The sequence below is a fragment of the Burkholderia latens genome, from assembly GCF_001718795.1.
Taxonomy (GTDB): domain Bacteria; phylum Pseudomonadota; class Gammaproteobacteria; order Burkholderiales; family Burkholderiaceae; genus Burkholderia; species Burkholderia latens_A.
Genome location: NZ_CP013435.1, coordinates 153686 through 167237 on the forward strand (window position 1 = coordinate 153686; position 13552 = coordinate 167237).

13 protein-coding genes are annotated in these 13552 nt (G+C 67.3%); 2 read left to right on the forward strand and 11 right to left on the reverse strand.

Annotated features, from left to right (window positions below):
- Positions 1-15: 15 nt before the first annotated feature.
- From WK25_RS00730 to WK25_RS00760, 7 genes are all read right to left on the reverse strand, one after another.
- Complete coding sequence (locus tag WK25_RS00730) at positions 16-1200, reverse strand: deoxyguanosinetriphosphate triphosphohydrolase (protein WP_226209360.1); 1185 nt, start codon at positions 1198-1200, stop codon at positions 16-18.
- A 65-nt stretch (positions 1201-1265) separates the two neighbouring features.
- Entirely contained in the window at positions 1266-2345 is a 1080-nt protein-coding gene (gene aroB, locus WK25_RS00735) for a 3-dehydroquinate synthase (protein ID WP_040143078.1), read from the reverse strand.
- Positions 2342-2896, reverse strand: coding sequence for a shikimate kinase (locus WK25_RS00740; protein WP_040143077.1), 555 nt, complete (start codon positions 2894-2896; stop codon positions 2342-2344). The genes aroB and WK25_RS00740 overlap by 4 nt, the downstream gene beginning before the upstream one ends.
- Positions 2897-2936: 40 nt before the next feature.
- Positions 2937-4598: a type IV pilus secretin PilQ gene (locus tag WK25_RS00745; protein WP_069240816.1), complete on the reverse strand. Its 1662-nt coding sequence runs from the start codon at positions 4596-4598 to the stop codon at positions 2937-2939.
- Positions 4595-5467 carry a pilus assembly protein gene (locus WK25_RS00750; protein ID WP_069240817.1) on the reverse strand — a complete coding sequence of 291 codons (873 nt, stop codon included), beginning with the start codon at positions 5465-5467 and terminating at the stop codon, positions 4595-4597. The genes WK25_RS00745 and WK25_RS00750 overlap by 4 nt, the downstream gene beginning before the upstream one ends.
- Positions 5464-6099, reverse strand: coding sequence for a fimbrial protein (locus WK25_RS00755; protein ID WP_069240818.1), 636 nt, complete (start codon positions 6097-6099; stop codon positions 5464-5466). Before WK25_RS00755 ends, WK25_RS00750 begins: the two co-directional genes overlap by 4 nt.
- Positions 6096-7019 carry a competence protein ComA gene (locus WK25_RS00760; protein ID WP_069240819.1) on the reverse strand — a complete coding sequence of 308 codons (924 nt, stop codon included), beginning with the start codon at positions 7017-7019 and terminating at the stop codon, positions 6096-6098. Before WK25_RS00760 ends, WK25_RS00755 begins: the two co-directional genes overlap by 4 nt.
- Positions 7020-7245: 226 nt before the next feature.
- On the opposite strand from WK25_RS00760, the gene WK25_RS00765 reads away from it, so the two are divergent.
- Complete coding sequence (locus WK25_RS00765; RefSeq protein WP_156432150.1) at positions 7246-9633, forward strand: penicillin-binding protein 1A; 2388 nt, start codon at positions 7246-7248, stop codon at positions 9631-9633.
- A 117-nt stretch (positions 9634-9750) separates the two neighbouring features.
- On the opposite strand, the gene cyaY is transcribed toward WK25_RS00765, so the two are convergent.
- Positions 9751-10077, reverse strand: a complete 327-nt coding sequence (gene cyaY / locus WK25_RS00770) for an iron donor protein CyaY (protein ID WP_040143068.1) — start codon at positions 10075-10077, stop codon at positions 9751-9753.
- Positions 10078-10113: 36 nt separating this feature from the next.
- Here cyaY and lptM point away from each other — a divergent pair, with 36 nt between their 5' ends.
- Entirely contained in the window at positions 10114-10395 is a 282-nt protein-coding gene (lptM, locus tag WK25_RS00775; RefSeq protein ID WP_040143066.1) for an LPS translocon maturation chaperone LptM, read from the forward strand.
- A gap of 90 nt (positions 10396-10485) precedes the next feature.
- Here the strand turns inward: lptM and msrQ are convergent, their stop codons facing one another.
- From msrQ to ccsB, 3 genes are all read right to left on the reverse strand, one after another.
- The gene (gene msrQ / locus WK25_RS00780) at positions 10486-11181 is read right to left on the reverse strand and encodes a protein-methionine-sulfoxide reductase heme-binding subunit MsrQ (RefSeq protein ID WP_069240820.1); all 696 of its coding nucleotides are present in this window, start codon (positions 11179-11181) and stop codon (positions 10486-10488) included.
- A gap of 20 nt (positions 11182-11201) precedes the next feature.
- On the reverse strand, positions 11202-12197 hold the full coding sequence (gene msrP / locus WK25_RS00785; RefSeq protein ID WP_069241902.1) for a protein-methionine-sulfoxide reductase catalytic subunit MsrP: 996 nt from the start codon (positions 12195-12197) through the stop codon (positions 11202-11204).
- 160 nt (positions 12198-12357) lie between these two features.
- Complete coding sequence (gene ccsB, locus WK25_RS00790; RefSeq protein WP_040143063.1) at positions 12358-13548, reverse strand: c-type cytochrome biogenesis protein CcsB; 1191 nt, start codon at positions 13546-13548, stop codon at positions 12358-12360.
- Positions 13549-13552 lie beyond the last annotated feature (4 nt).

Genomic DNA, 13552 nt, shown 5'->3' on the forward strand with positions numbered 1-13552 from the left:
GATCGTTTGTGACAGTCAGTTGTCGTTGACGACGAACAGCCGCTGATACTCCTTCAGCGCGAAGCGGTCCGTCATGCCGGCAATGTAGTGCGCGACGAGGCGCGGCTGCTGCGCTTCGTCGTCCGACTGATATGGAGGCGGCAGCAGGCGCGGATCGTCGATGAACGCGTCGAACAGCCCCGTCACGACGCGTTGCGCCTTGTTCGCCATGCGCATCACCTTGTAGTGACGATACAGGTTCTTGAACAGAAAACGCTTGAGCGCGGCCGCCTGCGCGGCGACCGGTTCGCTGTGCGCGACGAGCGGCGGCGCGGCGCGCACGTCGTCGAGCGATGCCGGAGCGACACGCGCGAGATTGCGCGTGGTCTCGTCGATCAGGTCGACGATCAGCGTGTTGATGATGCGGCGCACGGTTTCGTGCACGAGGCGGCGGCCCTCGAGAAGCGGAAATTCGGCGAGCGCCGCCTCGTAATGGCGTTGCCACAGCTCGACTTCGGCGAGTTGCTCGATCGTGATCAGGCCGGAGCGCAGGCCGTCGTCGACGTCATGGTTGTTGTACGCGATTTCGTCGGCGATGTTCGCAAGCTGCGCCTCCAGCGACGGCTGCCGCCCTTGCAGGAAACGCTCGCCGAGCGCGCCGAGCTTGCGCGCGTTCTCGCGCGAGCAGTGCTTGAGGATGCCTTCGCGCGTCTCGAAGCACAGGTTCAGGCCGTTGAACGCGCCGTAGTGCTCTTCGAGCTCGTCGACCACAGCCAGGCTCTGCAGATTGTGCTCGAAGCCGCCATGCTCGCGCATGCATGCATTCAGCGCGTCCTGCCCGGCATGGCCGAACGGTGTATGGCCGAGATCGTGCGCGAGCGAGATCGCCTCGACCAGATCCTCGTTCAGGCGCAGGTTGCGCGCGATCGAACGCGCGATCTGCGCGACTTCGAGGCTGTGCGTGAGTCGCGTCCGGAACAGGTCGCCTTCGTGATTGACGAACACCTGCGTCTTGTATTCGAGCCGGCGGAACGCGGTCGAGTGAACGATGCGGTCGCGATCGCGCTGGAATTCGGTGCGCGCGGCCGGCGGTGTTTCCGGATGGCGGCGGCCGCGCGACTGCGACGCGTGCGCCGCATACGGAGCGAGATGGGCTTCCAGCGCCGCCAGCGTCGGCGGCTCGACCGGTGCCACGACGGAAGCGCGGCCGGCCTCGGGCAGTTTGCTGCTGGATGTCTCGCTCACGTCTCCTCCATGTCAGGGGCGCCGGGGCATCCGGAACGCCGTTACCGGGTTGTCTGCGCCAGGGTGGCGAATACGGCTTCGTCGGGGGCCTGCGTGATCACCGTATCGCCGAATCGCTTCAGCAGGATGAACTTGATCGCGCCGGCCTCCGCCTTCTTGTCGACGCGCATCAGATCCATGTAGCGCGCATCGCCGAGTGCGGGGCCGCGGACCGGCAGGTGCGCGGCGGCAATCACGGTGTCCAGCCGCTGCCGCGACGCGTCGTCGAGCAGGCCGAGCCGCACCGACAGGTCGCCGGCCATCACCATCCCGCAGCCGACCGCTTCGCCGTGCAGCCATTCGCCGTAGCCGAGCCCGGCTTCGATCGCATGACCGAACGTATGGCCGAAATTCAGGATCGCGCGCAGGCCGCCTTCACGCTCGTCGGCCGCGACTACGCTTGCCTTGATTTCGCACGAGCGCTTCACCGCATGCGCGAGCGCATCAGGCTCGCGGCGATTGAGCGCGTCGACGTTCGCCTCGATCCAGTCGAAGAATTCCGCATCGGCGATCGCGCCGGTCTTGATGACTTCCGCGACGCCCGCTGCCAGTTCGCGATCGGGCAGCGTCGTCAGCGCGCCGATATCGGCGATCACCGCTTGCGGCTGGTAGAACGCGCCGATCATGTTCTTGCCGAGCGGATGATTGATGCCCGTCTTGCCGCCGACCGACGAATCGACCTGCGACAGCAGCGTCGTCGGCACCTGGATGAAAGGTACGCCGCGCATGTAGCACGCGGCGGCAAATCCCGTCATGTCGCCGACCACGCCGCCGCCGAGCGCGACGAGCGTGGTCTTGCGGTCGGCGCGCTCGGTCAGGAGACCGTCGAAAATCAGGTTCAGCGTTTCCCAGTTCTTGTAGGCCTCGCCGTCCGGCAACACGACCGTCGACACGCGTTTGCCGAGCGGCGCGAGCGCCGCGCGCAGCGTATCGCCGTAGAGCGGATCGACCGTCGTGTTCGTGACGATCGTGACCGACGAACCGGTGATGTGAGGGGCGTACAGGTCGGTGCGGCCGATCAGGCCGGCACCAATGTGAATCGGATAGGCGCGGTCGCCCAGATCGACGTTGACGGTAATCATGCTTGTAGCGGCTTGGCGATGACGCCTGCGAGTTCGAGTTGCATCAGCACCATGTTGACGAGCCCGTTGACCGACGGGCGGCCGGTTTCGATGATGAAGTCCGCGCATTCGCGGTAAAGCGGGTCGCGCACGTCGTAGAGCGCTTCGAGACGCGCCTTCGGATCGTCCGTTTGCAGCAGCGGGCGGTTCTTGTCCTTGCGGGTGCGCAGCCAGAGATCGTGCGGATTGGCGCGCAGATAGACGACGATTCCGTTGGTTTTCAGGCAATCGCGGTTTTCGGCACGCAGCACCGCACCGCCGCCCGTCGCCAGAACGATGCTCTCGCGCTGCGTGAGCTCGGCGATCACCTGCGATTCGCGATCGCGAAAGCCGGCCTCGCCCTCCATTTCGAAAATCACCGGAATGCGCGCACCCGTGCGAGCCTCGATTTCGTGATCGGAGTCGAAGAACGTCCTGTCGAGCCGGCGCGCGACCGCACGGCCCACGGTGGTCTTACCCGCTCCCATAAGGCCGACGAAAAATACGTTTGCATGTGGGTCCCGCGCTTGCAACGGCTTCCTCTGCTTGAATCTTGCTGGTGTGTGGCGCAGCTTACTGGCAAAGCGGCTGCCTTGTCGAGCGGGCGCCATCGGCGTCCGGCCCCGTTTTTCCCGCATCCGGGCCGCTTGCGCCGGCCGTCTCGCAGCGCGCGCCGACGACCGTCGGCGTAATGAAGACAACCAGTTCGCTGCGCTGGTCGCGGCGCGCGCGATGCCGAAAAAGCGCGCCGAGTACGGGTATTTTGCCCAAGAGCGGCACGCGCGTCACATCGTCCCGGTTCAGTTGCTCGTAGATCCCGCCGATCGCGACCGTCCCGCCGTCTTCGACTTCCACCCGCGTCTGCACGTGCTTGGTATGAATCGCCGGGCCGGCCGCAGTCGGCTCGCCGATGCTGTCCTTCGTCACGTCGAGGTCGAGCACGACGCGTCCGTCGGGCGTGATCTGCGGCTCGACCTCGAGCTTCAACGTCGCGCGGCGAAACTGCACGCCGCTGACGCCGTTGCCTACCTTGGCCTGATACGGCAGCTCCGAGCCCTGCTCGACGATCGCCTTCACGCGGTCGGCCGTTACCACGCGTGGGCGCGAAACGATCTGGCCCCGTCCTTGCGCCTCGAGCGCGCTCAGCTCGACGTCGAGCACACGGCTGAGCGGCGCGGCAAACAACGTGAAGCCGGCCGTCGCAGCGTCGAAACCGCCGAGGGGGCGCGCGGCCAGGTCGAGCGCGTTGCGCGCGTCGGCCGCCAGGGCCGTACCGTCGGCCGGCGCTGCCCGCCCTTGCGCGCGGAGCGCGATGCGCGCGCCGAGGTTGCGGGAGAAGCCCTGTTCGCCCTCGACGATGCGCGCCTCGATACGCACCTGCCGCGAAGGCCGGTCGATCGCGTCGATCAACTCCGCGATCTGCGCGACACGCGGCCCCAGATCCGTGACGAACAGCAGATTCGTGCGCGGATCGGCCGCCGCGGCGCCGCGTTTCGACAGCAGGCGTTGACCCGTCGCGCCGGCCAGCAGCCGCTGCACGTCCTGCGCGCGCGGGTAATGCAGCGCGAAGGTACGACTTGACAGCGGTTCGAGCTCGGCCGCGCGCGCGTGCGTTTCGAATCGCTCGCGCTCCCGAGCGGCGAGTTCGGCCGCCGGCGTGACCCAGATCACGTTGCCTCGCCGGGACATCGCGAGGCCGTGCGTGTCGAGCAGCGTATCGAACGCATCGCGCCATCGGACATTGTTCAGACGCAACGTCACGGTTCCGCGCACCTGCTCGGCGACGATGATGTTGAGCCCGGTGAATCGCGCTAACGCGTCGAATGCGGCCGCGAGCGCGGCCCCTTGCAGGTTCAGCGAGATCCGCTGCGCGTCGTCCGCATCGCCGGGACGGCGCGATGCGGCGTCGCTCATGCGGGTCGGTGGCGGCAACGGAATCGGCGGCCCTTCCAGCAGCGGTGCGGACGCCGTTGCACCGGGGCCTGCCTGCAGCGCTGGCCGCATCGCGTCTGCGAAAGGCGTCGAATCGGCCTGCCCCTGCCCCGGCAGCTGGGCGGGATCGGACGCACCGTCGAGGAGGTCTTGCGGCAATGGAACGCCTTCAGCGCGTACCTGCATCGGCGCGACGGGCCATCCGGCCGCCGGCAAAGGCGGCAGCGGCGGCAGTGCGGCGTGGGAGGCTGCGACGTGCAACACGATCCAGACCACGGTCGCCCAGCCTCGGTAACGGATCATCGGCCTCCTCCATCGTCCATAACGACCCGGTGCGCGCCGTCGGCCGTCGCGAGCATCACGGCACCGGCATCGACGCGCGTCAAACGGGCCGCCCCGAGCGCTTCGCCCGGCGCGATTGCCGTGAACGTTCCGTCGCCGGAATCGAACAACGCGAGCGCGGCCCGCGCGCCGTTGATCGTGCCAGCCAGCCGCAGCGCGGGACCATCGGACACCACGGGCGCACCCGCACCGTCGAACGGATCGCCTGCCGGCGCGCTCGCGAATGCCGGAGCTGCGGCGCCTTCCGCGTCCGAAAGCGCGGGCAGCGTCGGAAATACGTCGAGCGTCATGTCGATTCGCGCCTCCAAGGCTTTCCGCTCTATGTGCAATGCCACCGGCACAGCCAGTACCCGGAAACTCGCGAGCCGGTCCATCAACCGCCGTGCGGCAGGAAAACCGCCGTCCGCGACGATTCGCATCGTGCGCCGCCCATCGGCCCCCGCGCCATCCACGCTTCGCGGTTCGATCGATGCAATACGCAAACCGCTCGCACCGGTCAACGCGGCCACCTCCAGTACCAGGGCCGGCCACGTCGGCACGGACCGCGCATCGGCATCGGACACGGAGGCGTCGCCGGTGTCGCGCACGTGCACAGCATCCGCGAGCATCCGCTGCGCCGCGGCCGCCCGCGCCTGCGCGGTTGCCAGCAGCACGCGACTGCGCGCGAGCCCGCTCCAGTCGGCGGCATCCATCAGATGAATGCCGCCCGCCACCGCTGCCGTGAATGCCAGCGCGCAGCCCGCGGCGTGCACGGTAGCCGGCGACACGCGCATCACGCTGCCACGCGGCCCGGCACCGCCAGACATCAACCGATCGGCGAGCGTCGTCATGCGCTGTCCCCTGCCGCATTCTGCCGAGTCGCCCCGTCATGCCAGCGTACCCGCACGGAGAACCGGAATGGCGAGGCCGAACCGGTGACCGGCGCGGTCGAAGCCGGTGCAAGCTCGCCGATATCGAAGCGCCAGCCGTGCCGCTCGGCAGCGATCCGCGCGAGCCACCGCGCGGCGGCCCGGTAACTCGTGGCGCGCACATCGAGCACGGCGCCGGACGACGTCGCACGCAACGCGTCGAGCCGAACAGTGTCGTCGCGCGCGTGCGCCAGCGTTGCCAGCAGCCCGGCGATGCGCCGGTAAGGCGCGGCAAGCGCGGCCGCCTGCGCGTCGCGCTTCGCGACGCCTGCGGCCGCGCCGGCAGCGCGCCGAGCCACATCGAGCCGCGGCTGCCATTGCCGCAGTTGCGCGTCCACCCGTGTCCGTTCGGCGTCCACGCGCCAACGCCACAGGGTCGCCGCGCTCGTCCACAGACCAGCGCAGAGCACGCCCAATACGAACGCTGCGCCGCATTGCATCGCTCGGCGACGCCGTAACGCATGCGCGAGCCGCTCTCGATAAGGCAGCAGATTGAATCCGCCAAGCACCGGCCCCGCCGTGGCAGTCCGCGCGAATCCCGCGTCGGCCCTCATTCCCAGACCCCGCGAAGCGCCAACCCGATTGCGAGCGCAAATGCCGGACCGCCTGAAGCTTCGGCCGGACCGCCGGGCAACCCGTCCCAACCGTTGCAGTCGAATGGCGCCGCGGCCACGCCAAGCGCATCGCCGATGTCGGCAACCGACGTGCCGCAGCGCGCGATGCAGCGCTCGTCGCCGGCCACGAGCACGCAGCGCACCGTTCCGAACCCGGACTGCCGCAACGCATCCGAAAACGCCGCGCGCGCGTCGCCGGACACCGCGAGCACCGGCGCGGCAACCGCGCCGTCGACCCGCCAGCCGTGTACGCCCGCATCGCCGAACCAGAATGCGGCGTACGGACCGTTTGCGTCATGCTCGAACCGCGCGGCATAGCGCAGCGCGCGCAGCGCGGCGGCCGATTCGCCGTCGACGGCCGTCAGGTCGATGCCCGCCTGCGCAGCCACGTCGATCCGACGCTCGAGCAAAGCCTGCGGCGCGACAGCGACCTCAATCTCGGCGGCACCCGGGCCGTCGTCCTGACGCCAGTCGTACGCGAGACTGTCGGGCGCCAGGCCCGAGATCCGCTCGGCCGCCTGCCGGGCTGCGTCCGCGACGTCATCCCGCCCTGCGAGATCGAGCGCAGCGGTGCGCATCTCGTCGTCGCGCAGCGCCATCACGCCGCGCGCGTCGCAGCGCACGCCCGCTGCCGACAGCCGCGAGACAGCCGCCGCCAGTGCGCGCGCAACAGCAGCCCAGCGCGCGTCGTCCGGCCCTCCCGCCAGCCCCACCGGCTCCCGCTCCAGGCCCTCGACACGCACGTCCGCCGCCCGTCCTCGGCGGCTCAACACGGCCACTCTCACCTCGTGCGCCGCGACGTCGATCCCCGTCGAACGGTGCCTGCCCGGCGCAAATCGCGCCGCCCATCGTCCAGTCATCCCAGCCTCCCGCGATCGTTGCGGCCCACGCCGCGTTTCCGAGGCCTGATTCTGCAAAGCGAAGCGAGCGCGCGACAGTCGGCCGAACGGCCAGTTGTCGCGCCGGCCGCCGACGTGGACACTGTGCCGGCGACACCGCGATCCGCTGCGCGCCCGCGCCCGCCCGCGGCGTCAGGACCGGTCATACCGGGCGGCTATAATCGCGGGACTGTTTTCCGGTATGCCTATGCAATCCACGTCTCCTACGTCCCCGCCTCCCGCGCCCGAGCCGAAGAAGCGGCCCTGGTGGCTGAAGGCCCTGATCGGCCTCGCCGCGATGTGCGTGGCCCTCGTCGTGGCCGGCGGCCTCGTGCTCGGCTACGCGCTCGTCGTTGCGTGGCCGAATATGCCGTCGCTCGACGCGCTGACCGACTATCGTCCGAAGGTGCCGCTGCGCATCTACACGTCCGATCATGTGCTGATCGGCGAATTCGGCGAGGAACGCCGCGACATCGTCCATTTCAAGGACGTGCCCGACTCGCTGAAGAAGGCGATCCTCGCGATCGAGGATGCGCGCTTCTACGACCACGGCGGCGTCGACCTCACCGGCATCGCCCGCGCCGGTTTCGTCGCGCTGACGAACGGCCATGCGTCGCAGGGCGCGAGCACGATCACGATGCAGGTCGCGCGCAACTTCTTCCTGTCGAGCGAGAAGACCTACACGCGCAAGATCTACGAGATGCTGCTCGCGTACCGGATCGAGCGCGCGCTGACGAAAGATCAGATTCTCGAGGTCTACATGAATCAGATCTATCTCGGCCAGCGCGCGTACGGTTTCGCGAGCGCCGCGCGGGTCTACTTCGGCAAGGACCTGAAGGACATCACGCTCGCCGAAGCGGCGATGCTCGCGGGGCTGCCGAAGGCGCCGTCCGCGTATAACCCGGTGGTGAACCCGAAGCGCGCGAAGGTGCGCCAGGAATACATCCTGCAGCGGATGCTCGAGCTGAACTTCATCACGCGCGAGCAATACGACGAAGCCGTCGCGCAGCCGCTCGTCGTCAAGGGTGCGGGCCGCGAATTCAGCGTACACGCCGAGTACGTCGCTGAAATGGTCCGACAAATGATGTACGCGCAGTACCGCGAGGAAACCTACACACGCGGCTTCAACGTCGTCACGACGATCGACTCCGCCGATCAGCAGGTCGCGTACACCGCGCTGCGCAAGGGCATCATGGATTACGAGCGCCGCCATGGCTATCGCGGGCCGGAGGGCTTCATCGAGCTGCCGGCCGGCGCCGACGATCGCGAGCAGGCGATCGACGACGCCCTGCTCGAGCATCCCGACAACGGCGAGCTGATCGCGGCGGTCGTCACCGCGGCCACGCCGCGCCAGATCACGGTCGCGTTCATCGACGGCACCAGCGCGACGATCGAAGGCGACAATCTGCGCTTCGCGTCGAGCGCGCTGTCGGCCAACGCGCAGCCGAACCGTCGGATCCGCCCGGGCGCGATCGTCCGCGTCGTGAAAAACGACGCGGGCAAATGGTCGATCACGCAATTGCCGCAGGTCGAAGGCGCGTTCATCTCGATCGTCCCGCAGGACGGTGCGATCCGCTCGCTCGTCGGCGGCTTCGATTACAACAAGAACAAGTTCAACCACGTCACGCAGGCGTGGCGGCAGCCGGGTTCGTCGTTCAAGCCGTTCATCTACTCGGCGTCGCTCGACAAGGGCCTCGGGCCGGCCACGGTGATCAACGACGGCCCGCTGTATTTCAGCGCCGCGGAAACCGGCGGCCAGCCGTGGGAACCGAAGAACTACGGCGGCGGCTTCGAAGGCCCGATGTCGATGCGCACTGCGCTGCAGCGCTCGCGCAACCTCGTGTCGATCCGGATCCTCAACCACATCGGCACGAAGTACGCGCAGCAGTACATCACGCGCTTCGGCTTCGACGCCGAGCGCCATCCGGCCTACCTGCCGATGGCGCTCGGCGCCGGCCAGGTCACGCCGCTGCAGATGGCCGGCGCGTACTCCGTGTTCGCGAACGGCGGTTTCCGCGTGAACCCGTACCTGATCGCCGAAGTGACCGATCCGAACGGCGCGATCGTCGCGCGTGCGCAGCCGCTCATCGCCGAGCAGAATGCGCCGCGCGCAATCGACGCGCGCAACGCGTACGTGATGAACAGCTTGCTGCAGAGCGTCGCGCAGCGCGGCACGGGCGCGCGCACCAACGTGCTGAAGCGCACCGACCTCGCGGGCAAGACCGGTACGACGAACGACTCGCACGACGCGTGGTTCGCCGGTTACCAGCACACGCTCGCGGCGATCGCGTGGATCGGCTACGACAACCCGCGCAGCCTCGGCGATCGCGAAACCGGCGGCGGCCTGTCGCTGCCGGTCTGGATCGACTACATGGGTGCGGCGTTGAAGGGCGTGCCGGAATTCAAGCCGACGATGCCGGACGACGTCCAGTCGCTCGGCGGCGAACTGTACTTCACCGAGTTCACGCCGGGGCACGGCTTCGTGTCGACGGTCGGCGTGCCGCAGGCGCCTGCAACCGAGAACGTCGACGAAGCGGTGCCGCATGTCGACGAGCAGGAAAAGCAGGACATCATGAACCTGTTCCGCGGCCACTGAAACAAGCGGCGCGTGCATGAAAAAAGCGCCCCGCGGGGCGCTTTTTCTTCGTGTTTCGATTCGGCGTATCTGTCGCAGGCGACGTATCGGCGCCCGGCGAACCGAGTGTGCGCGCCGTTACGCGGCGAACGTGATCGGCAGGCCGGCCTGCTGCGTCGCGTAATCGGTAAGCGCGGCGAAGAACTCGGTGCCGGTGCGCGTATCGCGCCATTGGCCGTCCACAAAGCGATAGTGGAATCCGCCCGCCTTCGCGGCGATCCACAGTTCCTTCATCGGCGGCTGAAGGTTGATGATGATCTTCGAGCCGTTCTCGAACGTGAGCGTCAGCACGCTGCCGTTGCGCTCCAGATCGATGTCGTGATCGCCGTCGTTCGCGGCATCCACGGTACGCTCGACGGCAGCCAGCACAGCCTCGGCGCGGGCCAGGTATTCGGTATCGGACATGCTAAACTCTATCGGTTAAATTGTTCAGGGACGATCATGCGAGTCGTTTTCCGGATGAGCGCGATTGTAGCGGCTTTGGCGATTCTTGCCGGTTGCGGTCAACGCGGTCCGCTCTATCTGCCCACCGTGCCTCCGCTGCCGGCGAAGCCCATTCAGCAGCAGGACACGCCGCCGTCCGACGTTACGCCGACCGGCGAAAATGCGTCGTCCGAGAGCACTCCAGATACTTCCGGCATGCCGCTCACGCTTTCGCCCGAACTGTCGAGCGATACGACGAAGGCGGCCACGCCCGCATCCTCCCCGGCTGCCGCGCAGTAAGCAATCGCGCGCCGCCGCTCGCGCGGCGCCCATCATGCAAAAAGGCGATGACTCCCGGGCATCGCCTTTCATTTTTTCGTGTCGGCGCAATCATGCGCGGACCCTCCGCCAAGCCAAGCCAACCAGTCGCCAGCCGAGCAGCACCGCGACGATCACCGCATAAAGCTTCGGCTGCGCGAGATCGTGCTTGCCGGAGCGCATCCACCAGAAATGGAGCACGCCGAACAGCGCGATCGCATAGATCGCGCGATGCAGCGTCGCCCAGTGACGGCCGAGCCGGCGCACCATCGCACGCGGCGACGTCGCCGCCAGAGGGATCAGCAACACGAACGCGGCGAAACCGACCGTGATGAACGGGCGCTTGCCGACGTCCTTCAGGATCGCGAGCACGTCAAACCACTTGTCAAACCACAAATACGTCGTGAAGTGCAGCGTCGCGTAAAAGAACGCGAACAGTCCGATCATCCGGCGAAACCGCAGCAACGCGGACACGCCCGTCGCACGCCGAAGCGGCGTGACGGCCAGCGTCACGCACAGCATCACCAGCGTCCAGAGACCAGTCGAGCGAGTGATGAATTCGATCGGGTTCGCGCCGAGCCGGTCGGTCAGCGCGAACAGCACGAGACGTGCGAGCGGATAAAGGCCGGCCGCGAAGGCGAGCACCTTGGCCGGCCCGAGCCAGCGCGGCGCGGCAGCTCGCTGCGCGCCGCCGGTCCGGGATGAGGCGCCGGCGGCGGCCGAGCGCGGACGGCGCGCTCGCTCCGGCGTCAGCGTCGAAGGAGGCATGTCGTTTCTCACCGCGCCTCTCAAAAGTTCTTCTTCAGGTCCATGCCCTGATACATCGATGCGACGAGATCGCCGTAGCCGTTGAACATCAGGGTCTTGCGCTTCGGCGTGAAAAAGCCGTCCTCGCCGATCCGGCGTTCGGTGGCCTGGCTCCAGCGCGGGTGATCGACGTTCGGGTTCACGTTCGAATAGAAGCCGTATTCGTTCGACGCGTACGTGTTCCAGCTGGTCTTCGGCTGCTTGTCGACGAAGCGAATCTTCACCAGCGACTTCGCACTTTTGAAACCGTACTTCCACGGCACCACGATTCGCACCGGTGCGCCGTTCTGGTTCGGCAGCACCTGTCCGTAGACGCCCATCGTCAACAGCGTCAGCGGGTTCATCGCCTCGTCCATCCGCAGGCCTTCCGAATACGGCCAATCGAGCACCGGCGTCGACAGCCCCGGCATCTGCGACGGATCAGCGAGCGTGATGAACTGTACGTATTTCGCGTTGCCGGTCGGCTGCACGCGCTTGACCAGTTCGGCGAACGGCACGCCGATCCACGGAATCACCATCGACCAGCCCTCCACGCAGCGCAGCCGGTACACGCGCTCCTCGAGCGGCGCGAGCTTCAGCAGTTCGTCGAGATCGAACACCTTCGGGTGCAGCACCTCGCCCTCGACGCTCACGCGCCACGGTCGCGGCCGCAGCGTGCCGGCGTTCTGCGCCGGGTCGCCCTTGTCGGTGCCGAATTCGTAGAAGTTGTTGTACGACGTGATGTCCTTGAACGGCGTCACCTTGTCGACCGCGACGAATTTCGCGTTGGTTTTGGCCGCGAGCTTGACAGCCCGCGCGTCGGGCGACGCATACGCGGCGAATGCCGCGCCGCTGCCGCCGAGCAATCCGCCCGCCGCAGCAAGGCCCGCGGCCTGCAATAGGCGCCGCCGGTTCTCGAACACCGCGCGCGGCGTAATCTCGCTCTGTGCGATATCACCGCCCGTCAGGGCGGTGCGCAAAGGGGTTTTGATCCACATCGTGCTGCTCCTCGTGCATGCGCGGCCCGCACGCTTCATCAGCGTTCGACCCGGCCGATCGGGCGCCGTTCGACACCCCGGCCTCGCTCGCGCGTTACAAAAGAAAACCGCCGGGCACGCAGTGCGCCGGCGGTCGTTTGTCGGACCCGCGTCGGAAATCTTACAGCTTGCCGTAGCTATGCAGCCCGGACAGGAACATGTTGACGCCCAGGAACGCAAACGTCGTCACGAGCAGGCCCGTCAGCGCCCACCATGCGGCGACCGCGCCGCGCAGCCCCTTCATCAGGCGCATGTGCAGCCACGCCGCATAGTTGAGCCACACGATCAGCGCCCAGGTTTCCTTCGGGTCCCAGCTCCAGTAGCCGCCCCATGCTTCCGCAGCCCAAAGTGCGCCGAGGATCGTCGCGATCGTGAAAAACGCGAAACCGACCGCGATCGACTTGTACATCACGTCGTCGAGCACTTCGAGTGCCGGCAGGCGATCCGCGAGCACGCCACGCTCCTTCATCAGGTACGCGACCGACACCATCGCCGATAGCGCGAAGCTGCCGTAGCCGATGAAGTTCGCGGGCACGTGGATCTTCATCCACCAGCTTTGCAGCGCCGGCACGAGCGGCTGGATCTGCTGCGCGTCGCGCGCGACCGAGTACCACATCAGGAAGCCGACGGCCGCGCTGATGACGAGCAGCACGAACGCGCCGAGCGCACGCGTGCCGTAGTGGCCTTCGTAATACAGATACAGCAGCGCGGTGATGAGGCTGAACAGCACGAACACTTCATACAGGTTCGACACGGGAATATGCCCGACGTCGGCACCGATCAGGTACGACTCGTACCAGCGCACCATCAGGCCCGTGAAGCCCATCAGCACGGCGACCCACGTGAGCTTCTGGCCGATTGCGGAGCCCGACTCCGAGCGCGCGAGCAAGCCGATCCAGTAAAAGATCGTCGCGAGCACGAACAGCGCGCTCATCCACAGGATCGCCGACTGGCTCGACAGGAAGTACTTGAGGAAGAACGCCGAATCGGCGCGCGCGAGATCCCCCTGGTAGATCTGGATCGACAGCAGCGACAGCGCCGCGATCGCCGCCATCATCAGCCGCGCGGGCTTCCAGCGCCAGCCGAGCGCGACGAGCGCCGGCACCGTGCCAATCATCACCGCCTTGTCGTAGTAATTCATGTGCTCGTTGTAGTGCACGAGCGCATAGCCCGCGCCTACCACGAGCGCGAGCGCAAACAGCCAGTCGATGACGGACAGGCGGGCGAGGAACGGACGGTCGTCGAATAACGGCGCCGGATTCGGGGCCTTGGCCGGCCCCGGTCGGGAAGAGGAAACTTGAGTGAGATCCATGATG